The organism is Streptomyces sp. SID9727, from assembly GCF_010550605.1.
GTDB lineage: Bacteria > Actinomycetota > Actinomycetes > Streptomycetales > Streptomycetaceae > Streptomyces.
Window position 1 is genome coordinate 1 of the sequence record NZ_JAAGNI010000445.1, and the last position, 25,633, is coordinate 25,633.

A 25,633-nucleotide genomic window follows, 5' to 3' on the forward strand; every position below is an offset into this window, starting at 1 on the left:
GCCGCGGCGGCACCGGTCCCGGCGGCGCGCCGCCCGGACGCTGGGACGGGTTCGCCCGCGCGGCCCCGGTCCGGTTAGGTTTCTGGTCATGACCGACACGACTTCCACCCGTACCACCGGCGCCGTCGCCGCCGGCCTCGCCACCATCGCCGGCGACGGTGCCGTTCTCGACACCTGGTTCCCTGCCCCCGAGCTCACCGCCGAACCCGGCCCCGCCGGCACCGAGCGGCTCAGCCCCGACCAGGCCGTCAACCTGCTCGGCGAGGGCGCCGCCAAGGCCATCGGCGTCGACGCCCGCCGCGGGGTCGAGGTCGTCGCCGTGCGCACGGTCATCGCCTCGCTGGACGACAAGCCGCTCGACGCCCACGACGTCTACCTGCGCCTGCACCTGCTCTCGCACCGCCTGGTCCAGCCGCACGGGCAGAACCTGGACGGCATCTTCGGCCACCTCGCCAACGTCGCCTGGACCTCGCTCGGCCCGGTCGCCGTGGACGATCTGGAGAAGGTGCGGCTCAACGCCCGCGCCGAGGGCCTGCACCTCCAGGTCACCTCCGTCGACAAGTTCCCCCGCATGACGGACTACGTGGCGCCCAAGGGCGTGCGCATCGCCGACGCCGACCGGGTGCGCCTCGGCGCGCACCTCGCCTCCGGCACGACCGTGATGCACGAGGGCTTCGTCAACTTCAACGCCGGCACGCTCGGCACGTCCATGGTCGAGGGCCGCATCTCCGCCGGTGTCGTCATCGGTGACGGCTCGGACATCGGCGGCGGCGCCTCCACCATGGGCACGCTCTCCGGCGGCGGCAAGGAGCGCATCGTGATCGGCGAGCGCTGCCTGGTCGGCGCGGAGGCCGGGGTCGGCATCGCGCTCGGCGACGAGTGCGTCGTGGAGGCGGGTCTCTACGTCACCGCCGGCACCCGGGTCACCATGCCGGACGGCCAGGTGGTCAAGGCCCGCGAGCTCTCCGGCGCCTCGAACATCCTCTTCCGCCGCAACTCGGTCACCGGCGCCGTCGAGGCCCGCCCGAACAACGCGGTCTGGGACGGCCTCAACGACGTCCTGCACAGCAACGACTAGGCGGGAACGAGGAGTTCCTCGTACACCGCGCGCAGCCCGTCGGACGCCTCGCGCCCCGCGGGCTGCAGCGGTTCCCGGACCGGGCCCGCCGCCAGCAGCGCCTTCGCGGTCACCGTGCCGGGCAGCCCGGACGCCATCATCAGCGCGGTCAGCGGGGCCAGCCGCGCGTTCAGCCGGGCCGCCCCTTCCGTGTCCCCGGCGTCGAACGCGTCCAGCACCGCCCGCATCCGGCCCGGCACCACGTTGGCGACCGTGCTGACGTACCCGGCGCCGCCCACCGCGTACAGCGGCAGGTTCAGCTCCTCGCAGCCGGAGTAGTACGCGAGCCCGCCGGCGGCGATCACCCGGGTCGCCGTCAGCAGGTCCTGCGAGCAGTCCTTCACCGCCACGACGCGCGGGTGTTCCGCGAGCCTGAGCATGGTCTCCGGCTCGATGCGGGTGCCGGTGCGGCCGGGGATGTCGTACAGCATCACCGGCAGGCCCGCCGCGTCCGCGATCCGCCGGAAGTGCGCCTCCACGGCCGCCTGCGGGGGCCTGCTGTAGTACGGGGTCACCACCAGGAGCCCGTCCGCGCCCGCCCGTTCCGCCTGACGGGCCAGCTCGATCGTGTGCCGGGTGTCCGCGGTGCCGACGCCCGCCACCAGCGGCACACCGGGGCCGAGCGCGTCGCGTACCGCGCGCAGCAGCTCCGCCTTCTCGGCGTCCGAGGTGGTCGGGGACTCCCCGGTCGTGCCGCTGAGCACCAGCCCGTCGCAGCCGCCCGCGACGAGGGCGGCGGCGTGCGCGGCGGCGGCCTCCCGGTCGAGGGCGCCGTCGGCGGTGAACGGCGTGATCATGGCACAGAGGGCGCGGCCGAAAGGGCGCGGGCGGGCGGAAGCGGAAGGCGTCATACCCGCAGTCTCGGCCCGCTGACCGTGAAGGTCCACTTAGATCTGCTGCGGGTGAAGGTGAAGCAACGCTCAAGGGTGAGCGACGGCCCGCGCGGCGGGTCTTCCGGGGTCCGGGGCCCTTGCCCGCATTCCGGTCGGCACGCGGCGAAATGCGTCTACGCTTAGGACGTGTTCCGCCCGCGCCCCGCCGAAGGTCCTGGGCCGCGGCACACGACCTGAGCCGGCCGGCCCGGCGACCGACCCCCCCCGCACGTTCCGAGGAGACCCCCTGATGTCCGCAGAGCGCCCGACCCTGCCGCCGGTCCGGCTGCGCACCGAGGCCGAGCTGGCGCGGGACGCCCTCGCCGCGCCGCTGCTCGCCCGTGCCGCACGGCTCGCCCGCTGGGCCGGCCCGGACACCAGGGTCGGCGCCGGCGGTGAACTGTCCGACGCGCAGCTGCCCGCCGCCGCCGAACTCCTCGGCCTCGCGCCCGACGAGGACGGCGCGGCGGAGGCCAGCGAGGCATGGCGGCTCGCCGTGGACACCGGCCTCGTCGAGATCGAGGACCCCGCCGGTGGGACGGGCGACCCGGGCGACGGCTTCGGCGGGGACGAGGGCTTCGACGAGGACGACGAGCCCGGGGACGAGGAGCAGGCCGGGACGGTCACGGCCGGTGAGAACCTGGCCCTGCTGACCGGGGGTTCACCGGCGGACGTCCTCGCGATCTGGCTCGACGGCCTGGAGGCCGCGTACGCCGACGCCACCGCGCCCGCCTTCGACGACTTCGCGGACCTCATCGGCGAGGACGGCTCGGTCGACTTCGACGCGCTCGACTGGGACCCGGAGACCGAGACGGAGTTCCTGGACGGCGTTCTCGGCAACCTCTACCTGCTCACCGTCGGAGAGGGGGCGGACGGGGCGCCCGTCCCGCTGCCCGCGCTCGCCGCCTCGGTGATCGTCCCCGACGACATGGGCGAGCCCACCGATGACGTCCTGGAGCAGGTCTCGGACGCGATGATGCGGCTGGACGACCAGTTCCAGGTCCTCGAACCCATCGGCATCGTCGAGTACCAGCCGGTGGACGAGGCGCTGCTGGTCGAGGAGGGCGAGGACGCCCTGCCCCCGGGTGACGAGGAGGACGTCACCCGGTACGGCATGGTCCGGCTGACGCCCCTCGGCCTCTACGGCATCCGCGCCCGCATGCTGGACGCCGGGGTGGACGCCCCGGCGATCGGGGACCTCGCGGACAAGGGCGCCGACGCGCTTCTCGGCGGTGTCGCCCACTACCCGGAGTCCGCCGCGCGCGCCGAGATCCAGCTCTGGCTCACCCGCCGGGGCCCGGACGGCGCCGCCGCCGAACTCCTGGACGCCGCACGGGGCGCGGACGAGCTGGGGCCGTTGCGCCGGCTGCACTGCCAGCAGGCGCTCGCCCTGGTCGGCGCCGAGGCGGAGCCCGCCGTGCGCGCGGTGCTCGACGACCCGGAACTTGGCGGCCTGGCCCGGGTCTGGCTCGCCGAACACGGCGCGGAGGACGTCCCGGCGCCCTCCGAAGAGATGATCTTCTGGCTCGCCATCGACACGATCGCGGCCCAGCTTGAGGCCGCCGGCGACCTCGAAGAGCTCCAGGGCCTGGTCGAGGGCCTGTCCGGCCAGCACAGCGGCTTCTTCGAGGAGGCATGGCGCGTCGACCACCCCGCCACCGCGGACGTCCTGGAGGCGATGGGGCGGCTGCACAGCGACAAGAAGCAGGCCAAGGACGCCCGCAAGGCCGCGTTCAAGGCGCGCTCGCGCGGCGGTTCGGCCGACTGAGCGGGCGTACCGCGACGGTGTGAGGGGCGGCCGAAGTTCACCGAACGGGTCGCCCCGAAGTCGTCGCAGGTTCAACTGGTGTTGGGGAACGGACGGAACGGTGAGCCCGTCAACAGCACGCCCCCGCAGCACCAGGAGTACGTGATGGCCTTCACGCGCAGGGAATTCACCGCACAGTCCGCTCTCACCGGCGCCGGCATCGCCCTCACCGGAACCGTCGCCGCGCTGGCCACCGCGCCCGGCGCCCTCGCCGCCGGGGGCCCGGCCCAGGGCCACGGTCACCACGACCACGACCACGACCACGGCCACGGTCACGACCGCGAACCCGGCTACGGCCCGCTGCGCTCCGACCCGAAGGGCATACTCGCGCTGCCCGCCGGATTCTCGTACCGGATCATCACGCACTGCGGGGTCACCAAGCTGGACAGCGGCGAGTACACGCCGTCCAACCACGACGGCACGGCCGCGTTCGAGGGTCCGCGCGGGGTGACCCTGCTGGTCAACAACCACGAGCTGAGCGGCACCCGGGCCGGCTGGGAGCACCCCGTGCCCCTCACCGACGGCCTGGTCTACGACCCGGTCGCGGCGGGCGGCTGCACCGTCGTGGAGACCCGCCGCGACGGCCGCACCGCCGAGTGGGTGGGCATCGCCGGCACCTCCACCAACTGCGCGGGCGGCGCCACTCACTGGGACACCTGGCTCACCTGCGAGGAGACCGAGGACAAGGCCGGCAAGAACGGTCTCCTGAAGGACCACGGCTACGTCTTCGAGGTCGACCCGTACGACAAGCGCGCCAATCGCTCGCCGCGCCCCATCAAGGCGTTCGGCCGGTACGCGCACGAGGCGGTCGTCATCGACCCCAAGCAGGGCCACGCCTACCTCACCGAGGACGCCTCGGGCCCCAACGGTCTGCTCTACCGCTGGGTGCCGCCGCACGGCTTCCGGCACGGCCGGGGCAAGCTGCGCACCCTCGCCGACGACGCCGGGGTCCTCCAGGCGTTCAAGTGCTTCGACAAGAACGGCACGTTCGTCGACGACCTCTCGCGCGCCACGAAGACCGGCACCGTGTACGGCGTGGACTGGGTGGACGTGCCGGACCGCGACGCCAAGTCCGTTTCGGTGCGCAAGCAGTTCGCGGACGGCCAGGTCACCCGTGCCCGCAAGCTGGAGGGCATGTGGTGGGCCGACGGCGGCGCGTACATCGTGTCCTCCTTCGCGCGCGCCGAGAGCCCGGTCCAGCACGACGGGCAGGTCTGGTTCTACGACCCGAAGCGCCGCACGCTGACCCTGAAGGTGCTTCTGGGCGTCAACCCGGACCCGTCGAAGGACGGCGCGTTCGACGGCCCGGACAACATCACGGTCTCGCCGTACGGCGGCCTGGTCATCGCCGAGGACGGCGAGGGCGTCCAGCACCTCTTCGGGGCGACCGAGAGCGGCCGTACGTACCCGATCGCGCGCAACGAGCTGAACATCGGCAGCGAGGAGGAGCCGGAGTACAGCGAGTTCACCGGGGTGACGTTCTCGCCGGACGGGCGGACGCTGTTCGCCAACATCCAGACCCCGGGGATCATGGTCGCGATCACCGGTCCGTGGAAGCGGCAGCCCAACCGTTAACTGCCGGGCATGGCGTCGGGCCCTCCGGGGGCGCATACTCGAAGCAATGAAACAGTCAGCCGGCTCCCGGCGCCACCTGCCGTCCAGTCCCTTCAACCGCCCGGCCCAGGCGGCCCCACCGGTCGAATTGTTCGACGTGGGTGACCGGGTCTCGCACGACCAGTTCGGTCTCGGGCGCGTCCTCGCCGTCGAGGGCGACAACGACGCGGTGCTCATCGACTTCGCGGGCCGCCAGGGCCGCATCATGAGCCCGTACTCCAAGCTCACCAAGCTCTGAGACCGTCACAAAGGGGCCGTCCGCCAGCCGCGCGGACGGCCCCTTGATCATGCCCGGGGCTACAGCGCCTGGGCGGCCGGCTTGACCATGCCCCGGACCGTCCGCGACTTCACGAAGTCGCCCATCGCGGTCATCTCCCACTCGCCGGAGAACTGTCTGATCAGCTTGGCCATCATCACGCCGGTCTGCGGCTCGGCCCCGGTCAGGTCGAAGCGGACCAGCTCCTCGTCGGTGGCGGCGTCGACCAGCCGGCAGTACGCCTTGGCCACCTCGGTGAACTTCTGGCCCGTGAACGAGTTGACCGTGAACACCAGGCCCGTCGCCTCGGCCGGGATCCGGCCCAGGTCCACGACGATCACCTCGTCGTCCCCCGCGCCCTCACCGGTGAGGTTGTCCCCGGAGTGCTTGATCGCGCCGTTCAGGACGGACAGCTTGCCGAAGTAGCAGCTGTCCAGGTGGTTGCGCTGGGGGCCGTACACGATGACCGAGGCGTCCAGGTCGATGTCCTTGCCCCGGAAGGCGGGCTCCCAGCCGAGGCCCATCTTGACCTGGGAGAGCAGCGGGCGCCCCGCCTTGACCAGCGAGACCGTCTCGTTCTTCCGGAGGCTGACCCGCCCCTTGTCCAGGTTGATCCTGCCGGGCGCGGGCGGCGTCGCGGGGGCGGCGGGTGCGGGAGGGGCGGCCGGGGGCGCGGGGGTGGTGACCGGTGCCGGGGCGGCGGGGGCGGCCTGGGCGGCGGCGGGGGGCTCCTCGACCGTGACGCCGAAGTCCGTGGCGATGCCGGCCAGGCCGTTCGCGTAGCCCTGACCGACCGCGCGGACCTTCCAGGCGTCGCCGCGCCGGTAGACCTCCATGATCACGAGCGCGGTCTCGGCGCCCAGCCGGGGCGGGGTGAAGGAGGCGATCACGGCGCCGTCGTCCGCGTTGCGCACGGTGGCGGTCGGCTCGACGCCCTGGAAGGTCTGGCCGGCGGCGTCCGGGCTGGCCGTGACGACGATCTTCTCGATGCCGGCGGGCACCGCCGCGGTGTCCACGACGACGGCGTCCGGCGCGCTGCCGCCGCCGGAGCGGTAGCCCACGCCGGGGCCCGAGGGCTGGTTGTAGAAGATGAAGTCGTCGTCGGAGCGCACCTTGCCGTCGGCGGTGAGCAGCAGGCCCGAGACGTCGAGCCGCACGGGCGCGGCGACGTCCACCGCCACGCGGACGGCGGTGAGCGGAAGGTTCGAGCCGGGTGTCATAGCGGTCATGTCGGATGAACGAACGACCCGGCTTTGCCGTTCCCTTACCTTTCGGCAGCTTCGCCCGTACGGCGGAATGGTTTGTTCCGGGCCCTGGTCAGTGCGGCCAGACCGGCGGGTTGGTGCAGAAGTGGCCGCCGAGGTGGGCGTGGTCCGGGTTGGCCGGGTCCAGCTCGCCGTGTTCCGCGACGAGCTTCGCCGCGTACGGCTCCGAGTCGTCGCGCGGTTCATAGCCCAGCGCGCGGGCCGAGGTGAGGTCCCACCACAGCCGGGTGTTGTCCGACGAGCCGTACACCACGGTGTGGCCGACGTTCCCGGCGGTGAGCGCGGCGTCGAAGAGCCGGGCGCCGTCGGCGGGGCTCATCCACACCGAGAGCATCCGGACGGACGTCGGCTCCGGGAAGCAGGAGCCGATGCGGACGGAGACCGTCTCCATGCCGTGCAGGTCCCAGTACAGCTGGGCGAGGTCCTCGCCGAACGACTTGGAGAGGCCGTAGAAGGTGTCGGGGCGGCGCGGGGTCTCCACCGGGATCAGCGGATCGCCCGGGAGCGGGCGCGGGGTGAAGCCCACCGCGTGGTTGGACGAGGCGAACACGATACGGCGGACGCCGGCCTCGCGCGCGGCCTCGTACAGGTTGTACGTGCCCTCGATGTTCGCCTTGAGGATCTTGTCGAACGAGGCTTCCAGGGAGATGCCCGCGAGGTGGATGATCGCGTCGACCCCCGTCACGGCCGCGCGCAGTGCCTCCCGGTCCCCGAGATCGGCCGTGATCGCGTCCGGCTCGCCCTCGATCGGCACCATGTCGAAGAGGCGCAGCGTGTAGCCGTGGGCGGGCAGCAGCTCGCGCATCAGCGTGCCGAGGCCGCCGGCGGCGCCGGTGAGCAGGACGGTGCGGGGCTTTTCGGCGGGCATGCGGGGTCTCCTCTTGGATCAGGTTCACATGCGTGGACAAGGTATGCGGGGGGTCGGGAGGCGTCAAGGGATCCCAGGTAGGGGTTGGCCCGGAGCGGGGCGTCAGCGCCTTGACCCCGGCGCCGCACCGGGCCTAGCTTAGGCGGTGTTCATAAGTATGGACAGTAATCAGAGATGCGCACGCCTCAGGAGGCGCCCGTGAGCTCAGACCCGCTTGCCGCCCGGCTCACCGCCGTTGCCGGGCCGCTCTTCTTCCCCGTCACCGCGTACGACGCGACCGGCTCCGTCGACCTGGACGCCTTCCGGGCGCACGTCCGCCAGGGCGTCGACGCGGGCGCGGCGGCCGTCTTCGCCTGCTGCGGCACCGGGGAGTTCCACGCCCTGGCACCGGAGGAGTTCCGGCGCGTCGTCGCCGCCGCCGTGGCGGAGACCGCCGGGCAGGTGCCGGTCGTCGCTGGCGCCGGGTACGGCACCGCGCTGGCCGTCCACTTCGCGGAGCTCGCCGAGGAGGCCGGTGCGGACGGGCTCCTCGCCATGCCCCCGTACCTGGTCCACGCGGACCAGGAGGGACTGCTGGCCCACTACCGGGCGCTGGCCGGGGCGACCGGTCTGGAGACCATCGTCTACCAGCGCGACAACGCCGTCTTCACCCCCGAGACCGTGCTCGCCCTGGCGCGGACCCCGGGGATCATCGGTCTGAAGGACGGCTACGGCGACCTGGACCTCATGCAGCGCATCGTGAGCGCGGTGCGCACCGGGCTGCCCGGGCGGGACTTCCTCTACTTCAACGGGCTGCCCACCGCCGAACTCACCGGCCTCGCCTACCGGGGCATCGGCGTCACGCTGTACTCCTCGGCGGTCTTCGCCTTCGCCCCGGACATCGCGCTCGCCTTCTACCGCGCCCTGGAATCCGGCGACGACACCCTGGTCAACGCGCTGCTCGACTCCTTCTACCGGCCGCTCGTCGAGCTCCGGGCCCAGGGGCGCGGCTACGCCGTGTCCCTGGTCAAGGCGGGCGTCCGGCTCAACGGCCTGGACGTCGGGCCGGTGCGCAGCCCGCTCACCGAGCCGCCGGCCGTCCACGTCAAGGAGCTGACGGAGATCATCGCCGGCGGCCGCGCGCTGCTGGAGCGGCACGAGGCGGAGGGGCGCGGATGAGGACCTCCGCCTTCCTCTACCCCTGGGACGTCGTCGGCGACCCGGACGCCCCCGCCCGCATCGCGGACCTCGGCGTCCAGCAGGTGACGCTGGCCTCCGCCTACCACTCCACCCGGGCGCTGACCCCCCGTCACCCCGGCCACCGCGTCGTCACGGCCGAGTACGCGGCGGTCCTGTACCCGCCGGACGAAGGCCGCTGGGCTGACCGGGCGCCGCGCCCGTACCGGCAGGCGTGGACGGCCTCCGACGACCCCTTCGCCGAGGCCGCCGAGGCGCTGTCCGGCGCGGGCCTCGACGTGCACAGCTGGGTGGTCCTCGCGCACAGCTCGCGCCTGGGCGCGGACCATCCGGACACCTCCGTGGTCAACGCCTACGGAGACCGCTACCCGTGGGCGCCCTGCATCGCGCGCCCGGAGGTCCGCGCCTATCTGCTGGACCTCGCGGCGGAGGCGGCGGTACGCGACGGGGCGCGGGGCACCGAGCTGGAGTCCTGCGGCTGGTACGGCTTCGCCCATCTGCACGCCCACGACAAGGTGGCGGGCGTCGGGCTCGGGGACGCGGCGCAGTACCTGATGTCGCTCTGCTTCTGCGCCGTCTGCCGGGCCGGTTACGCCGGACAGGGCCTCGACCCCGAGGAGCTGGGCGCGGCCGTGCGCCGGGCCCTGGAGCCGGTCTGGTCCGCGTCCGGGGCACCGGACGCGGGCTGGGACGCCGTCGGGAAGCTGCTCGGCCCCGACCTCGCGGAGGCGACGCTGCGGTGGCGCACGGAGGTGGCCCGGAGCCTCCAGGAAGCGGTGACCGGCGCGGTGCGGGCGGCGGCCGCACCCGGGTTCCAGGTGCTGCTGCACGCCGACCCCGCCCCGTACCGCTGCGGGGCCAACGTGGGCGTCGACCCCGGGCACATCCTGTCCGTGGCGGACGGGGTGGTGCTGCCGTGCACCGGGGCGGACGCGGCGCGGGAGGCGGTGCTCGGGCCGTTCGCCGGCGCCTCCGACTCCGTCGTCGCCGCCAACCTCACCGTGGTGCGCGGCATGGGCGGCAGCCCGGACACGCTGGAACGGGACGCCGCGCACGCCGCCTCGCTCGGCGCCAACCAGCTCCGGCTGTACCACGCGGGCCTGGCCTCCGACCCGGACCTGGCGGCCGTCAGGGGGGCGCTCTCACGCCTCGGCTGAGACGGGCGGGCCGGCGGGTGCCAGGGGGCCCCGCCGGCCCGTCACCAGCAGTGCCGCCGTCAGCACCGCCCCCGCGCCCACCAGCGGCAGCAGCACCGTGATGTCCACCCGCGCCACCAGGCCCGCGCCGATCCCCAGCGCCACCGCGTTCGGCGACATCATCAGCGTGTCGGCGGTCGCCGCCGTCCGGCCCAGCACCGCGTCGGGGGTCTCCCGCTGCACCGCCGTCAGCGCGGCGATCAGCACGCACGGCAGGCCCACCCCGATCAGGGCGCACGCGGTGAGCGCCACCGCGTCGGACGGCACGGCCCGCAGCCCCACCGCGACCCCGAACACCGCGATCCCGGCCGCCGCGAACACCCGCCCCGGCAGCCGGCGCGTCAGCGCGCCCGCGAACAGCCCGACCGTGACGGACCCCAGCCCCTGGGCGACCGACAGCACACCGGCGTACGCGGGGGAGTGGCCGAGGGTGCCGTCCACGACGGCGTACAGCGCCGCCCCGTTGAGCCCCGCGCACAGCATCGTGGCCGAGGCGGCGAGCACCAGCGGGCGCAGCACCGGCGACCCCCACAGCTGCCGCAGCCCGGCCGTCCAGCCGCCCGGTCCCAGGGACGAGGGGCGGGCCGTCCGGCGTACCCGCAGCAGTGCGTAGAGACAGGCCGCCAGGGCGAAGGAGACGGCGTCCAGGAGTGCCACGGCGCCGCCGCCGAAGCGGGCGTAGAGCCCGGCGCCGGTCAGCGGGGCGACCAGCTTCATGCCCTCGTTCGCCATCATCCGCAGGCCGTTGAAGTCGCCCAGCAGGCCGGGCGCGACCGTCCCCGCCACCACGGCCGACTCCGCCGAGTCCATCAGCACCGAGCCGCACCCGTACAGCACGAGCACCGCGAACAGCAGCCAGACGCGCCCCTCCGCGCCCACCGCCGCGAGCCCGGCCATCAGGACCGCCAGGGTGACGTTCGCGCCCACCAGCAGCGGCTTGCGCGGCAGGCGGTCCGCCACCGCACCGAGCAGCGGCCCGAACAGGACCGGCAGCCAGACCGCGAACAGCGCGAGCGCCGCCAACGCGTCCGAGCCCGTCAGCGACTTGACCCAGATCCCGGCCGCCAGCGTCATCGCCGAGCTGCCGAATCCGGAGACCACGACCGCCGTGAGGAACAGCCCCGCCGTCCGGTCCCGTAGCACCCGCCCCACCGCCATCACACCCACCGCACTTTCCTGACCTGCGTGTTCGCCATGCGGCCAGGCTGGCGGCTGAGGCCCCGGCGCGGCATCGGGCAGCTGCCCTACGCCGGGGAACTCCCGGCCGGCGGACCGGAATCCGTGTACGGCACATGTCCAAGTCCCGCGAACTTCTTTCGTCAGAAGCGTTGACGAAACATTCGCGGCGGCCCTAGCTTCATCGCGTCGTACTCCGTACGTCATATATGAGACGCGATACGCGAGATGTGAGAGCCCTGCACCCATGACCTTTGCGCCCACCCCGATTCCGTCCCGCACCCAGTACGTGCTGGAGGCGGTCAAGCACGCGATCCTCACGGCACAGCTGAGGCCGGGGCAGGCGCTCGTGGAGACCGAGCTCGCCGCGCAGTTCGGGGTCTCCAAGACCCCGGTCCGCGAGGCGCTGAAGACCCTCGCGGGCACCGGACTCGTCGTCATGAGCCAGTACAAGGGCGCCACCGTCCGGCTGGTCGACGCGGCCATGGCCCGCGAGGTGTACGACGTCCGGCTGCTGCTCGAACCCGAGGCGCTGCGCCGCTCGATCACCCGCAAGGCGTCGCTCGACGAGGCGCAGGAGGCCCTGGAGCGGGCGGACTCGGCGGGCGACAAGGCCGACCGGTCGCTCGCCAACCGGGACTTCCACCGGGCGCTCTACCTGCCCTGCGGCAACCCGCTGCTGGCCCGGATGCTGGACGAGGTCCGCGACCAGGCGGCGCTCGTCTCCACGGTCGCCTGGTCCACCATCCCCTCCTGGGAGCGGGAGGCGGCCGAGCACCGGGAGATCCTGCGGCTCGCGCTCGCCGACGACGCGGACGCGGCGGCCGGGGCCCTGCACGACCACATCGCGTCGTTCGTCCGCCGCGCCTTCCCCGACGACGAGGACGGGGGCGGCGCGGCGTGAACCGGCACACCGACGAAAGGCCAGTCCGCATGGACCTCACACCGCTGAAGGCGGCCCTCGCAGATGTCGTGGCGATCCCGGTCACCCCGTTCGCCGGGGACGGGACCATCGACACGACGGCGCACCGCGCCCTGCTGCGGAGACTGCTCGACGGCGGCGTGCGCATCGTCACCCCGAACGGCAACACCGGGGAGTTCTACGCGCTCACCCCCGAGGAGCGGCGCACCGTCACCGAACTGACCATCGACGAGGCCGGCGGCCGTGCCACGGTCCTGGTCGGCGTCGGACACGACGTGCCGACCGCCGTCGCCGCCGCCGAGCACGCCAGGGACGCCGGGGCCGAGATGGTGATGGTCCACCAGCCCGTCCACCCGTACGTCTCGCAGGACGGCTGGATCGACTACCACCGCGCCATCGCGGAGGCGGTGCCCGGGCTCGGGGTCGTCCCGTACATCCGCAACCCGCACCTCGACGGCGCCTGCCTGGCCGTGCTCGCCGACAGCTGCCCCAACGTCGTCGGCGTCAAGTACGCGGTGCCGGACGCCGCCCGCTTCGCCGCCTTCGCCCGCGACGCCGGCCTGGACCGCTTCGTCTGGGTCGCCGGCCTCGCCGAGCTCTACGCCCCGGCCTACTTCTCGGCCGGCGCCACCGGCTTCACCTCCGGGCTGGTCAACGTGGCGCCCGGCGTCTCGCTCGCCATGCTGGAGGCGCTGCGGGCCGGCGACCACCCGGCGGCCATGAAGGTCTGGGAGCAGATCCGCCGCTTCGAGGAGCTGCGCGCCGACCGGCAGTCCGCCAACAACGTCACCGTCGTCAAGGAGGCCCTGGCCGCGCTCGGGCTGTGCGACCGCTCGGTGCGCCCGCCCAGCCGGGTGCTGCCCGAGGCGCAGCGCGCCGAGGTCGCCGACCAGATCGCCGGGTGGTCCATATGACCGCCCGCATCGCCCCCGAGGAACTGCGCAGCCACCAGTGGTACGGCACCGACGGGCTCCGCTCCTTCAGCCACCGCGCCCGCACCCGCCAGCTCGGCTACCTCCCCGAGGAGCACCTGGGCAAGCCGGTCGTCGCGATCCTCAACACCTGGTCGGACATCAACCCCTGCCACGTCCACCTGCGCGACCGGGCGCAGGCCGTGAAGCGCGGGGTCTGGCAGGCGGGCGGCTTCCCGCTGGAGTTCCCGGTCTCCACGCTCTCGGAGACCTTCCAGAAGCCGACCCCGATGCTCTACCGCAACATGCTGGCGATGGAGACCGAGGAGCTGCTGCGCTCCTACCCCGTCGACGGGGCGGTGCTGCTCGGCGGCTGCGACAAGTCGACGCCGGCGCTGCTGATGGGCGCCGCGTCCGTGGACCTGCCGGCCGTCTTCGTACCGGCCGGGCCGATGCTGCCGGGGCACTGGCGCAACGAGGTCCTGGGTTCCGGCACGGACATGTGGAAGTACTGGGACGACAAGCGCGCCGGGCTCATCGGCGACTGCGAGATGGGCGAGCTGGAGAACGGCCTCGCCCGCTCGCCCGGCCACTGCATGACCATGGGCACCGCGTCCACCCTCACCGCCGCCGCCGAGGCGCTCGGCGTCACCGTCCCCGGCGCCTCCTCGATCCCCGCCGTCGACTCCGGTCACGACCGGATGGCCGCCGCGTCCGGGCTGCGCATCGTCGAACTGGTGTGGCAGCAGCGGAAGCTGTCGCAGATTCTCACGGCCGAGGCGTACGAGGACGCCGTCGCGACCGTCCTCGCGCTCGGCGGATCCACCAACGCGGTCATCCACCTCATCGCGATGGCCGGCCGCTCCGGGATCAAGCTCACCCTGGACGACTTCGACCGCATCGCCCGCACGGTCCCGGTCCTGGCCAACCTGCGCCCCGGCGGGAAGTACCTGATGGAGGACTTCCACTTCGCCGGCGGGCTCCCCGGCTTCCTGGCCCGGATCGCCGACGTCCTCCACCTGGACCGGCCCACCGTCGCCCACGACACCCTGCGCGAACAGCTCGACGGGGCGCTCGTGCACAACGACGACGTCATACGGGAGCGCTCCAACCCACTCGCGGACGAGGGCGGCGTGGCGGTGCTGCGCGGCAACCTCTGCCCGGACGGCGCCGTCATCAAGCACATCGCCGCCGAACCGCACCTGCTGCGCCACACCGGGCCCGCGGTCGTCTTCGACGACTACAAGGAGATGCAGCGCACCATCAACGACCCGGCCCTCGCGCTCACCCCCGACCACGTCCTGGTGCTGCGCAACGCGGGCCCCAAGGGCGGTCCCGGGATGCCCGAGTACGGCATGCTGCCGATCCCCGACTACCTGCTCAAGCAGGGTGTACGGGACATGGTCAGGCTCTCCGACGCCCGGATGAGCGGCACCAGCTACGGGGCGTGCGTGCTGCACATCGCGCCCGAGTCCTACGTCGGCGGACCCCTCGCCCTCGTCCGCACCGGTGACCTGGTCACCCTGGACGTCGAGGCGCGGCTGCTGAACCTCGACGTGCCCGACGAGGAACTGGCGCGCCGCCGCGCCGAGTGGACCCCGCCGCCCGCCCGGTACGAGCGCGGCTACCAGGCGCTCTACCAGGACCAGATCACCCAGGCCGACACCGGCTGCGACTTCGCCTTCCTGGCCCGGCCGGGAGAAGTGCCCGACCCGTACGCCGGCTGAACGGCCCCTCAGGAATTCCGGCGCCCCCTTGTTCGAGATACCGAACGCCATGCGGGAAGCGCTTGCGTACTACACGCACCACCGGCTCCGCCGCGCAACACCGCACCACCCGCACCCCCGTACAGAGAGAACGGAGACGTGTCATGGCCCAAGCCTCCGCCGCGGCCACACCGCCCAAGGTGCCCAGGCGCCGCTCCGCCAGCCCCCGCAGGCTGCCGTATCTGCTGATCGCCCCCGCGGGGCTGCTGATGCTCGGCTTCATCGCCTACCCGGTGGTCAGCGTCTTCTACTACAGCCTGCAGAACTACAACGTCACCAAGCCGTGGCGGAACGGCTTCGCCGGCTTCGACAACTTCACCCGGATCTTCACCGAGGACGACCAGTTCTGGACGACGCTCGGCTTCAGCGCCCAGTGGGTGTTCGTCCAGGTCGCGCTCCAGCTCGCGCTCGGGCTCGCGCTGGCCCTGATCGTCAACCAGACCTTCATCGGCCGGGGCATCTCCCGCGCCATGGTCTTCTCGCCGTGGGCCGTCTCCGGAGTGCTGACCAGCACCATCTGGATCCTGCTCTACAACTCCTCGACCGGCTTCAGCCGCTACCTCGCGGACGCCGGGATCGGTGAGTACGGCACCTCGGTGCTCTCCGACACCGGCACCGTCTTCTGGGCCGCGACCGTCGCCGAACTCTGGCGCGGCGTCCCCTTCTTCGCCATCCTCATCCTCGCCGACCTCCAGTCCGTCTCCAAGGAGCTGTACGAGGCGGCCGCCGTGGACGGCGCCGGACGGATGAGGCAGTTCTTCCACATCACCCTGCCCCATCTGCGCGACGCGATCATCCTGTCCACGCTGCTGCGCGGGGTCTGGGAGTTCAACAACGTCGACCTGCTCTACACGCTCACCGGCGGCGGACCGGCCGGCGAGACCACCACCCTGCCGCTCTACGTCGCCAACACCGGCATCGAGGGCCACGACTTCGGCTACGCCTCCGCGCTCACCACCGTCGCCTTCGTGATCCTCCTCTTCTGCTCGATCGTCTATCTGCGCCTGAGCAAGTTCGGAGGCGACCACAAGTGACTGCCGCCCTCGCCGAGAAGAACGGCACCCACGCCGCACGGCCGGCCACCCCCGAGGGCCCGCCGCCCGCCGCACCCCGCCGCAGGCCCGGCCGCGAACGCGCCTTCGACGACGTACCGCGCTGGCAGATCTACGTGCCCCTGGGCATCTACCTGATCTTCACGCTCGTCCCGTTCTACTGGATGTTCCTCTTCGCCGTACGGCCCGCGGGCTCCACCTCACTGGTGCCGTGGCCGATGACCGGGGAGCACTTCTCCAAGGTCTGGAACGAACGCAGCTTCGCCGTCTTCTTCCAGAACAGCATGATCGTCGGTGTCTGCACCCTGGTCGCCACGACCCTCGTCGCGCTGGCCGGCGGCTACGCCCTCGCCCGGTTCGACTTCAAGATCAAGAACGGCTTCATGCTGGCGCTGCTCTGCTCGCAGTTCATCCCCGGCGCGCTGATGCTCGTCCCGCTCTTCGAGATCTTCAAGAACCTCCAGATGATCAACTCCCTGGGGAGCGTGGTCATCGCCGAGACGGTCTTCCAGCTGCCGCTCTCCATCATCCTGATCAGCGGATTCATCAAGAACGTGCCGCCCTCCCTGGAGGAGGCCGCCTGGGTGGACGGCTGCTCGCGCTTCCGGGCCTTCTGCGCGGTCGTGCTGCCGCTGCTGCGCCCCGGGCTCATCGCCGTCGGCTCGTTCGCCTTCGTGCACAGCTGGAACCACTTCCTGTTCGCCCTGATGTTCCTCAGCGAGCAGGACAAGCAGACGATCCCGGTCGGCCTGAACACCCTCATCGGCGCGGACAGCGTCGACCTGGGCGCACTCGCCGCGGGCGGGGTGATCGCCGCGGTGCCCGTGGTGATCGTCTTCGCCTTCATCCAGAAGTGGCTGATCACCGGCTTCAGCGCCGGCGCCGTGAAGGGGTGACGGACATGACCTCGCTGCCCCTCCCGATCGTCCTCGCGGGCGCCCGGGGCCACGGCCGCTGGCACCTCGCCAACATCCGCCGCCTCCAGCACCAGGGCCTCGTCCGCCTCGCCGGCATCTGCGAGCTCACCCCGCTCGACGCCACCGAGCTCGACGCCTTCGCGGACGAACCCCCCGAGCAGTCCGCCGACTTCGGCGCCCTCCTGGACTCCACCGGGGCCCGCGCCGCCGTCATCTGCACCCCCATCCAGACCCACACCGCCCTCGCCCTGACCGCCGCCGGGCGCGGCGTGCACCTCCTCCTGGAGAAACCGCCCGCCGCCACCCGCGCCGACTTCGACCGCATCCGCGCCGGGGTGCGCGACGCGGGCACCGCCTGCCAGGTCGGCTTCCAGTCCTTCGGCTCGCACGCCGTCCCCGCGATCCGGGAACTCGTCGCCACCGGCGCCATCGGCACCGTCCGGGGCTACGCGGCGGCGGGCGCCTGGGTCCGCGACGACGCCTACTACCGGCGGGCGCCCTGGGCCGGGCGGCGCCGCCTCGGCGACACCGACGTGGTCGACGGCGTCCTCACCAACCCGCTCGCCCACGCCGTCGCCACCGCCCTCGAACTCGCCGGCACCACCGCCGAGGACGTCACCGCCATCGACACCGAACTCTTCCGCGCCCACGACATCGAGGCCGACGACACCTCCTGCGTACGCGTCACCACCGCGTCCGGGCCGCCCGTCACCGCCGCCGTCACCCTCTGCGCCGAACAGGCGGGGGAGCCGTACGTCATCGTCCACGGCGACCGCGGGCGCGTCACCTTCTGGTACAAGCAGGACCGCGTCCTCGTCCAGCGCGCCGGACACGGCCCGCTGGAAACCGTGCACGGGCGCACCGACCTCCTGGAGAACCTGGTCGCCCACCTGACGGAGGGCATCCCGCTCCTCGTACCGCCGGAGCGCACCGGCGCGTTCATGGAGGTCGTGGAGGCGGTACGGACCGCGCCCGAACCGCGTCCCCTGCCGTCCGGCGCCTGGCACACCGCCCCCGTGCCCGGCACCGGCGCCACCCGCCGGGTGGTGCGCGGCATCGACGCCCTGGTCGCGTCCGGCGCCGAGACCCTCGCGCTCTTCTCCGAACTCGGCGCCCCCTGGGCGCTCAGCGAGGTGACCTCCTCATGACGACCACCGCACTGCTCAGCTGCGCCGGCCGCCCCGTCGGCCGCTACACCTACGCCCCCGCCGACGCGGGACGCCCCTACCTCCACCCGGTCACCACCCTCGCCGGCACCCCCGTCACCGAGGAGCGCCCGGCCGACCACGTCCACCACCTCGGCGCCTCCGTCGCCGTCCCGGACGTCTCCGGGTACAACTTCTGGGGCGGGCGCACCTTCGTCCGGGGGCAGGGGCCCACCGCGCTCGACAACCACGGCGTCCAGCGCCACCTCGGCTGGAAGCTGTGCGACCCGGACGGCTTCGTGGAGGAGCTCGGCTGGGAGGCCGACGGCGGCGCACTGCTGCGCGAGCACCGCACGGTGGCCGCCGTCGCCCTCTCGGACACCGCCTGGGCGCTGGACTTCTCCTTCTCGCTCACCAACCCCGGCCCCGGCGACCTGTCGATCGGCAGCCCCGCCACCAACGGCCGCCCCGGCGCCGGATACGGCGGCTTCTTCTGGCGCGCCCCCAAGGAGACGGCCGCGCCCGCCGTGTTCGGCCCGACGGCGGACGGCGAGGAGGCGGTGCACGGGCGGGCCGCCGACTGGGTCGCGCTCAGCGGCGACGGCTGGTCCCTCGTCTTCGCCGGGGCCACCAAGGAGACCCGCCGCGACCCGTGGTTCGTGCGCACCGCCGAGTACCCGGGCGTCGGCTCCTCCCTCGCCGCCGCCGCACGGCTGCCCGTCCCCGCCGGTGCCACCGTCGTACGCCGGATCGTCACGGTCGTGGCGGACGGCCGCCTCGACCGGGCCGGCGCCGCCGCCCTCGTCCGCCGGGCGGTGACCGCGTGAGCGCCCACCGCCCATGGACCGCTGATCCCGGCGACGGCACCTACCGCAACCCGGTGCTGAACGCCGACTGGTCGGACCCCGACGTCATCCGCGTCGGCGACGACTTCTACCTCACCGCCTCCAGCTTCGGCCGCGCCCCCGGGCTGCCGCTGCTCCACTCCCGCGACCTCGTCAACTGGACGCTGACCGGGCACGCCCTGGACCGCCTGGAGCCCGCCGCCGAATTCGCGGTGCCCCGCCACGACTGCGGGGTGTGGGCGCCGTCGCTGCGGCACCACGCCGGACGGTTCTGGATCTTCTGGGGCGACCCCGACCACGGCATCCAGCAGATCAGCGCCGAGCACATCCGGGGCCCGTGGACCGCACCCCACCTGGTCAAGGCCGGACGCGGGCTGATCGACCCGTGCCCGCTGTGGGACGAGGAGACCGGCGAGGCGTACCTCGTGCACGCCTGGGCCAAGTCCCGCTCCGGGATCAAGAACCGGCTCACCGGCCACCGGATGAGCCCCGACGGGCGGGAACTCCTCGACGGGGGCACGACCCTGATCGACGCCGACACGCTGCCCGGCTGGTTCACCCTGGAGGGCCCCAAGCTCTACCGGCGCGGCGGCGAGTTCTGGATCCTGGCCCCGGCGGGCGGGGTCGCGACCGGCTGGCAGGGTGCCTTCCGCTCCCGCGACTTCTTCGGCCCGTACGAGGAGCGCGTCGTCCTCGCCCAGGGCGGCACCGATGTCAACGGCCCGCACCAGGGCGGCTGGGTGACCACCCCGTCCGGTGAGGACTGGTTCCTGCACTTCCAGGAGCGCGGGGCGTACGGGAGGGTGGTCCATCTCCAGCCGATGCGCTGGGACGGGGACGGCTGGCCGGTCATCGGTGACGCCGGCGAACCCGTCGCCACGCACCGCAAGCCCGCGCTGCCCGCCCAGCCCGTCGAGGCCCCGGCCTGCGACGACGGCTTCCCGGGCGGCCGGTACGGCAGGCAGTGGCAGTGGACGGCGAACCCTCGCCCCGGCTGGACCGTCGAGCACGCCGGGGACGGGCTGCGGCTGAGCTGCGTACCGGCCCAGGACGCGCACGACCTGCGGCTCCTGCCCCACGTACTGGTCCAGCGACTGCCCGCCGAGACGTTCACCGCCGAGGTCGGACTGGCCCTGGACAGCGAGGCGCCCGGGGCGAGGGCGGGGTTCGCCGTGCTCGGGGACGCCTACTCCTGGATCGGCCTCGAACGGCAGGCGGAGGGCGGGGTGCGGCTGGTGCACCGGTTCGCCGAGACGACCGCCACCGCCGAGCGCGACGCCGGGCACGCCAGGCCGGCGCCCTCGGGCACGGCGCGGCTGCGGATCGAGGTGGCGCCCGGCGCCCGGTGCCGCTTCCTCGCCGACACCGGGGACGGCTCCGGGTTCCAGCCCTCCGGGCAGGCCTTCGCCGCCACCCCGTGGCGCTGGGTCGGCGCGCTGCTCGGGCTGTTCGCCACCGCGCCGCCCGGGGCGGGCCCGACCGGGACCGCCCGCTTCACCGGCTTCCACGTCACCGCGTGACCGGACCACCGTCCGGCGCACAACCCCCCATGCACGCGTACGAACCGAGAGACCCGAGAGAACCGAGAGAGAAGAGCCGATCATGAACATCTCGAAGACGCAGCGGGGGCGCGCCACGGCCGCCGTCTCCCTCGCGGCGGTGCTCGCCCTGACGGCGACCGCGTGCGGCGACGACGGCAGCGACAGCGGCAACGAGGGCAGCGGCACGGGCGAGATCACCTTCTGGGACAACAACGGCGGTCCGCGCACCGCCGTCTGGAAGGAGATCATCCAGGACTTCGAGAAGAAGTACCCGGACATCAAGGTCAAGTACGTGCCGATCCCGATCGCCGACGTGCAGTCCAAGTACGACACGGCCATCGCGGGCGGCGGAGTGCCGGACGTCGGCGGTGTCGGCACCGCCTACCTGGCCAACATGGTCTCGCAGGAGGCCCTGGAACCGCTGGGCGACCGCATCAAGGACTCCTCGCTCAACGGCAAGCTCGTCGAGGGCATGGTCGAGAGCGTCAAGGACGCGGCCGGCCGGGGCGACGAGATGTACACCGTGCCGACCTCCGCGAACAACGGCGCGCTGTGGTACCGCACCGACCTCTTCAAGGCGGCGGGGCTCGACGCGCCCACCACCTGGGCGAAGTTCTACGCGGCGGCCGAGAAGCTGACCGACGCCAAGAACAACAAGTTCGGCTACACGATCCGCGGCGGCGCCGGCTCGATCGCCCAGGCCGTCGACGCGGCATACGGGCAGTCGGGCATCACGGAGTTCTGGAACGGCGACAAGACCACCCTCAACGACCCCAAGAACGTGGCGGCCCTGGAGAAGTACGTCGCCCTCTACAAGAAGACGACGCCGTCCGCCGACGTCAACAACGACTTCACCAAGATGGTCGCCCAGTTCGACACCGGCACCATCGGCATGCTGAGCCACAACCTCGGCTCCTACCAGGACCACCTGAAAGCCCTCGGCAAGGACAAGTTCGCCGGCGTACCCAACCCGGTCGGCGACGGCGGCACCCGCGTCCAGGTCTCCAACCCGGTCGACGGCCTCGGCCTGTTCAAGGCGAGCAAGAACAAGACGGCCGCCTGGAAGTTCATCGAGTTCGCCGCGTCCCACGAGTCGAACAGCAAGTGGAACGAGTCCGCGGGCGCCATCCCGGCCAACACCGAGGCCGCCAAGGACCCGTGGATCAGCGAGGCCGCGCCGACCGAGCTGGCCGCGAAGGCCCTCACCGACGGCTCCACCAAGATCGTGCAGCTGCCGTACTACCTGCCCGACTGGAACAACATCAGCAAGGCCGACAACGAGCCGGAGTTCCAGAAGCTGCTGCTCGGCAAGGTCACCGCCAAGGCGTTCCTGGACAAGATGGCCGACGAGCTGAACGCGGCCCAGAAGGAGTGGAAGGAGCGGAGCGAGGGCTGACCCCGCTCCCGCCGGCGCGGGGCCGGTGGCGGGACCGCCGTCGGGCGGCCCGCCCCGCCCCGCAGCCCCTGCCCTTCTGCGTACCCACCCACGAGAGAGGCAGTTCCACCGTGTCACTGACCCGCAGGCAGACCGCGGCCGCCCTCGCCGCGCTGCCCCTGGCGCTCGCCGCCACCCCGGCGGCGGCCCACGGCGCCGCACGCCGCACCCGCACCGTGCACATCGCGGGCGACTCGACCGCCGCGCAGAAGTACGCCGACGCCGCCCCCGAGACCGGCTGGGGCATGGCCCTGCCGTTCTTTCTCGGGCACGGGCTCGCCGTGGCCAACCACGCCATGAACGGCCGGAGTTCCAAGAGTTTCATCGACGAGGGTCTGCTCGCCGCCCTGCTGCCCGGGGTCCGCCCGGGCGACCTCCTGCTGATCCAGTTCGGGCACAACGACGAGAAGACCGAGGACCCGGCGCGCGGCACCGACCCGTACACCACCTACCAGGACCACCTGCGCGTCCACATCGCCGAGGCCCGCGCCCGGCGCGCCCGGCCCGTGCTCATCACCCCGGTCGAGCGCCGCAGGTTCGCCGCCGACGGCACCGCCAAGCCCACCCACGGCGACTACCCGGCCGCCATGCGGGCCCTGGCCGCCGAGGAGCGGGTCCCGCTGCTCGACCTGCAGGCCCGCACCCTCGCCCGCTGGCAGGAACTCGGGCCCGACGGCACCGAGGCGTACTTCAACTGGCTGGAGCCCGGCGAGTCGCCCAACTACCCCGACGGCCGGCAGGACAACACCCACTTCCGGCCCGCCGGTGCCGTGGAGGTCGCCCGGATGACCGCTCGCGCCCTGCTCGACGCGCGCGTGCTCGACCCGCGTGAACTGCGCCGGCTGGGCGCACACGTACCCGAGACGTGGATCAGCTGGCCATCGGCCTCCTGACGCCCGCGCCACCCCCCTCGTCCCCCTTACACAGGTCCCGCACCAGAACCGAGGATTTGTCATGCCCACACGCACTTCTGCTCGCCGGAACCGCGCCCGCGCCATCGCCGTCGCGATGGGCTGCGCCTCCCTGGCCCTCGCCCTGAGCGTCCCCGCTCAGGCGGCCCCGCACCCGCACGGCAAGAAGGGCGTCGAGCGCGCCGTCCTCGCCGAGGGCGACGGCTGGGCCTCCGCCGAGGGGTCCACCACCGGCGGTGCCGCCGCGACGCCCGACCACGTCTACACCGTCCACAACCGCGCCGAGCTCATCGCCGCGTTCGAGGACGCGGGCGACGCGCCGAAGATCGTCCGGATCGCCGGGACCGTCCACGGCAACGCCGACGCCGAGGGCAACCCGATCGACTGCGAGGCGTACCAGACGGACGGCTACACCCTGGACAAGTACCTCGCCGCCTACGACCCCGGGACCTGGGGCCGCGAGGAGGTCCCCACCGGGCCGATGGAGGACGCCCGGCTCGCCTCCGCCAAGCTCCAGAAGGCCGCAGTCAACGTCTACGTGCCCTCCAACACCACGCTGATCGGCGTCGGCAGGGACGCCACGGTGATCGGCGCCTCGATCCAGATCCAGAACGTCTCCAACGTCATCGTCCGCAACATCAGCTTCGAGGACACCTACGACTGCTTCCCGCAGTGGGACCCGACCGACGGCGACACGGGCCACTGGAACTCCGAGTACGACAACCTCGTCGTCTACGGCTCCGACCACGTCTGGGTCGACCACAACACCTTCAGCGACGGGGACCGCCCCGACGCCGACCAGCCCCGGTACTTCGACGAGCTGTACCAGCAGCACGACGGGCTCTTCGACATCGTCAAGGGCGCCGACCTGGTCACCGCCTCCTGGAACGTCCTCAAGGACCACGACAAGACGATGCTTCTCGGCAACAGCGACAAGGCCGGGGACACCGACCGGGGCAAGCTCCGCGTCACCCTGCACCACAACCTGTTCAAGGACGTCAACGAGCGCGCGCCGCGCGTCCGCTTCGGCCAGGTCGACTCGTACAACAACCACTTCGTCGCCACGAAGGGCAGCGTCTACGGCTACTCGTACGGGATCGGAGCCGAGTCCCACCTCGTCGCCGAGCACAACGCCTTCACGCTGAGCGGCGAGTTCGACAAGGCGAAGATCCTCAAGAAGTGGTCCGAGTCCTCGCTCACGGCCGCCGACAACTGGGTCAACGGCCGCCGTACCGACCTGATCGCCGTCCACAACGCGGGCGTCCCCGGGGAGCAGCTGACCACGGGCGCCGGCTGGACCCCGACCCTGCGCGACCGGATCGACCACCCGCTGCTGGTGCCGCTCGTCGTGGGTCTCGGCGCGGGCGCGGGCCGTCTGCCCGGCGCCTGACAGCCGCCCCTCTCCTCCGCCGGCGCCCGTGCGGCGCCGGCGGAGGCCGCCCCCGCAAAGGAGACCCATGCCCACCCGCCGCACCGCCCTGGCCCTCCTCGCCGGCTCCACCACCGCTCTCGCCCTCTCCACCGCCCCGCCCGCCCTCGCGCACGGACGCCCCTTCGGCCGCTACGGCTCACCCGCCCGCCGCCCCGACCGCGCGACCCTGTACGTCGACGCGCGGGGCCGGGGCGACCACACCACCGTCCAGGCCGCCGTGGACGCGGCCACCGGCACCGGGCGCACCCTGGTCATCGCCCCCGGCACCTACCGGGAGACCGTCGACATCCCGGCCGACCGGACCGGCCTCACCCTCGTCGGCGCGAGCGGCGACCCGCGCGACACGGTGATCGTGTACGACAACGCCAACGGCACCCCGCGCCCCGACGGCTCGGGCACCTACGGCACCAGCGGGTCCGCCACCGTCACCGCCAGGCCCGCCGGACTCACCGCCCGCCATCTCACCTTCGCCAACGACTGGCTGCGCGCCGACCACCCGGACTACACCGGCACCCAGGCCGTCGCCATCAAGGTGACCGGCGACCGCTCGTCGTTCACCGGCTGCCGCTTCCTGGGCCACCAGGACACGCTCTACGCGGACTCCCCGTCGCTCACCGTCTTCGCCCGGCAGTACTACCGCGACTGCTACGTGGAAGGGGACGTCGACTTCGTCTTCGGACGGGCCTCCGCCGTCCTGGACCGCTGCCACTTCCGCACCCTGGCCCGCACCGACCTGGCCGAGCCGCCCCACGGCTTCGTCTTCGCGCCCAGTACCGCCGGGACCGACCCGCACGGCTTCCTGGTCCTGCGCTCCCGCGTCACCAGCACGGCCCCCGACGGGTACTTCAAGCTCGCCCGCCCCTGGGTGCCGTCCTCCGACCTCACCGCGCGCCCCATGCTGACCGTGCGCGACAGCCACCTCGGCGCCGGCATCGACACGGACGAGCCGTACGGCACCATGTCGGCCGGCTTCCCCTGGCAGGACCAGCGGTTCGCGGAGTACCGCAACACGGGCCCCGGCGCGCGCGTCACCGTCCCGGCCAACCGGCCGCAGCTCACCCGGGCCGAGGCGCGGGAGCACACCCCGGCCGCGTGGTTCGGCGACTGGCGGCCGTAGCGCGGCCGGTCAGCGCGGACGCCGGAAGCGGTCGCCCACCGACGCCTTGCCGCCCGAGGCGCGGACCGCGTGCGCGGTCACGTAGTCGCCGGTGGCGTCCCGGTCGCCCTCCGCGTGGTTGTACTGCCCGGCGAACGTGTGCGTGCCGGCCGGGACGGTGCGCCCGGCGCGCAGCGTCCACCGGTAGACCAGATAGCCGCCGCTCTCGTTCACCGAGACGGTGAAGTCCGGCTCGGGCAGGGAGCGCCAGGAGCCGGTGCTGTTCACCCCGCCCGTCAGGGCGACCCGCAGC

Annotated in this window: 22 protein-coding genes and 1 pseudogene; 18 read left to right on the top strand and 5 right to left on the bottom strand. The window is 72.9% G+C overall.

Translation table 11 applies throughout. From position 1 onward, the window contains the following. Window positions 1-88: 88 nt before the first annotated feature. Window positions 89-1,078, top strand: a complete 990-nt coding sequence (gene dapD / locus G3I41_RS31130; RefSeq protein WP_164403878.1) for a 2,3,4,5-tetrahydropyridine-2,6-dicarboxylate N-succinyltransferase — start codon at window positions 89-91, stop codon at window positions 1,076-1,078. On the opposite strand, the gene dapA is transcribed toward dapD, so the two are convergent. Continuing rightward, window positions 1,075-1,968: a 4-hydroxy-tetrahydrodipicolinate synthase gene (gene dapA, locus G3I41_RS31135; RefSeq protein WP_164403879.1), complete on the bottom strand. Its 894-nt coding sequence runs from the start codon at window positions 1,966-1,968 to the stop codon at window positions 1,075-1,077. The two genes, dapD and dapA, sit on opposite strands and share 4 nt — an antisense overlap. A 271-nt stretch (window positions 1,969-2,239) precedes the next feature. On the opposite strand from dapA, the gene G3I41_RS31140 reads away from it, so the two are divergent. The 3 genes from G3I41_RS31140 (at window position 2,240) to G3I41_RS31150 (ending at window position 5,648) form a co-directional block, all read left to right on the top strand. Next, the gene (locus tag G3I41_RS31140) at window positions 2,240-3,757 is read left to right on the top strand and encodes a hypothetical protein (RefSeq protein ID WP_164403880.1); all 1,518 of its coding nucleotides are present in this window, start codon (window positions 2,240-2,242) and stop codon (window positions 3,755-3,757) included. Between the two features lie 144 nt (window positions 3,758-3,901). After that, on the top strand, window positions 3,902-5,371 hold the full coding sequence (locus G3I41_RS31145; RefSeq protein WP_164403881.1) for an alkaline phosphatase PhoX: 1,470 nt from the start codon (window positions 3,902-3,904) through the stop codon (window positions 5,369-5,371). 46 nt (window positions 5,372-5,417) lie between these two features. Next, window positions 5,418-5,648 (top strand): CarD family transcriptional regulator, encoded by a 231-nt coding sequence (locus G3I41_RS31150; RefSeq protein WP_018104640.1) that lies wholly within the window; start codon window positions 5,418-5,420, stop codon window positions 5,646-5,648. Between the two features lie 59 nt (window positions 5,649-5,707). On the opposite strand, the gene G3I41_RS31155 is transcribed toward G3I41_RS31150, so the two are convergent. Both G3I41_RS31155 and G3I41_RS31160 read right to left on the bottom strand, forming a co-directional pair. After that, window positions 5,708-6,886, bottom strand: coding sequence for a TerD family protein (locus G3I41_RS31155; protein ID WP_164403895.1), 1,179 nt, complete (start codon window positions 6,884-6,886; stop codon window positions 5,708-5,710). Between the two features lie 97 nt (window positions 6,887-6,983). Further along, on the bottom strand, window positions 6,984-7,799 hold the full coding sequence (locus G3I41_RS31160) for an NAD(P)-dependent oxidoreductase (RefSeq protein ID WP_164403882.1): 816 nt from the start codon (window positions 7,797-7,799) through the stop codon (window positions 6,984-6,986). Between the two features lie 198 nt (window positions 7,800-7,997). Here G3I41_RS31160 and G3I41_RS31165 point away from each other — a divergent pair, with 198 nt between their 5' ends. After that, window positions 7,998-8,957, top strand: coding sequence for a 5-dehydro-4-deoxyglucarate dehydratase (locus G3I41_RS31165; protein ID WP_164403883.1), 960 nt, complete (start codon window positions 7,998-8,000; stop codon window positions 8,955-8,957). Then, a complete protein-coding gene (locus tag G3I41_RS31170) occupies window positions 8,954-10,132 on the top strand; it encodes a hypothetical protein (RefSeq protein ID WP_164403884.1) in 1,179 nt (392 codons plus the stop codon). The genes G3I41_RS31165 and G3I41_RS31170 overlap by 4 nt, the downstream gene beginning before the upstream one ends. Here the strand turns inward: G3I41_RS31170 and G3I41_RS31175 are convergent. Beyond that, on the bottom strand, window positions 10,118-11,329 hold the full coding sequence (locus G3I41_RS31175) for an MFS transporter (RefSeq protein ID WP_164403896.1): 1,212 nt from the start codon (window positions 11,327-11,329) through the stop codon (window positions 10,118-10,120). The genes G3I41_RS31170 and G3I41_RS31175 overlap by 15 nt on opposite strands. A 265-nt stretch (window positions 11,330-11,594) precedes the next feature. On the opposite strand from G3I41_RS31175, the gene G3I41_RS31180 reads away from it, so the two are divergent. The 12 genes from G3I41_RS31180 to G3I41_RS31235 all read left to right on the top strand — a co-directional run bounded on the left by G3I41_RS31180 (window position 11,595) and on the right by G3I41_RS31235 (window position 25,341). After that, window positions 11,595-12,251 carry a GntR family transcriptional regulator gene (locus G3I41_RS31180; RefSeq protein WP_143618865.1) on the top strand — a complete coding sequence of 219 codons (657 nt, stop codon included), beginning with the start codon at window positions 11,595-11,597 and terminating at the stop codon, window positions 12,249-12,251. Between the two features lie 29 nt (window positions 12,252-12,280). Next, window positions 12,281-13,183, top strand: a complete 903-nt coding sequence (locus tag G3I41_RS31185; RefSeq protein ID WP_164403885.1) for a dihydrodipicolinate synthase family protein — start codon at window positions 12,281-12,283, stop codon at window positions 13,181-13,183. Beyond that, window positions 13,180-14,907, top strand: coding sequence for an L-arabinonate dehydratase (gene araD, locus G3I41_RS31190; RefSeq protein ID WP_164403886.1), 1,728 nt, complete (start codon window positions 13,180-13,182; stop codon window positions 14,905-14,907). Before G3I41_RS31185 ends, araD begins: the two co-directional genes overlap by 4 nt. 143 nt (window positions 14,908-15,050) lie before the next feature. Further along, window positions 15,051-15,980, top strand: a complete 930-nt coding sequence (locus G3I41_RS31195; protein WP_164403887.1) for a sugar ABC transporter permease — start codon at window positions 15,051-15,053, stop codon at window positions 15,978-15,980. Continuing rightward, window positions 15,977-16,894: a carbohydrate ABC transporter permease gene (locus G3I41_RS31200; protein ID WP_164403888.1), complete on the top strand. Its 918-nt coding sequence runs from the start codon at window positions 15,977-15,979 to the stop codon at window positions 16,892-16,894. Before G3I41_RS31195 ends, G3I41_RS31200 begins: the two co-directional genes overlap by 4 nt. 5 nt (window positions 16,895-16,899) lie before the next feature. Next, window positions 16,900-18,063, top strand: a complete 1,164-nt coding sequence (locus G3I41_RS31205) for a Gfo/Idh/MocA family oxidoreductase (RefSeq protein WP_203601907.1) — start codon at window positions 16,900-16,902, stop codon at window positions 18,061-18,063. Then, entirely contained in the window at window positions 18,060-18,887 is an 828-nt protein-coding gene (locus tag G3I41_RS31210; RefSeq protein WP_164403890.1) for a PmoA family protein, read from the top strand. The genes G3I41_RS31205 and G3I41_RS31210 overlap by 4 nt, the downstream gene beginning before the upstream one ends. Next, on the top strand, window positions 18,884-20,425 hold the full coding sequence (locus tag G3I41_RS31215) for a glycoside hydrolase 43 family protein (protein ID WP_164403891.1): 1,542 nt from the start codon (window positions 18,884-18,886) through the stop codon (window positions 20,423-20,425). The genes G3I41_RS31210 and G3I41_RS31215 overlap by 4 nt, the downstream gene beginning before the upstream one ends. An 82-nt stretch (window positions 20,426-20,507) precedes the next feature. Continuing rightward, complete coding sequence (locus G3I41_RS31220) at window positions 20,508-21,842, top strand: sugar ABC transporter substrate-binding protein (RefSeq protein WP_164403892.1); 1,335 nt, start codon at window positions 20,508-20,510, stop codon at window positions 21,840-21,842. Window positions 21,843-21,952: 110 nt separating this feature from the next. Then, complete coding sequence (locus G3I41_RS31225; protein WP_164403893.1) at window positions 21,953-22,774, top strand: rhamnogalacturonan acetylesterase; 822 nt, start codon at window positions 21,953-21,955, stop codon at window positions 22,772-22,774. Between the two features lie 61 nt (window positions 22,775-22,835). After that, window positions 22,836-24,182, top strand: coding sequence for a polysaccharide lyase family 1 protein (locus G3I41_RS31230; RefSeq protein ID WP_239081926.1), 1,347 nt, complete (start codon window positions 22,836-22,838; stop codon window positions 24,180-24,182). Window positions 24,183-24,249: 67 nt separating this feature from the next. Continuing rightward, window positions 24,250-25,341, top strand: coding sequence for a pectinesterase family protein (locus G3I41_RS31235; protein ID WP_164403894.1), 1,092 nt, complete (start codon window positions 24,250-24,252; stop codon window positions 25,339-25,341). Between the two features lie 9 nt (window positions 25,342-25,350). Here the strand turns inward: G3I41_RS31235 and G3I41_RS31240 are convergent. Continuing rightward, window positions 25,351-25,633, bottom strand: a pseudogene (locus G3I41_RS31240) (hypothetical protein); the annotation flags it as partial.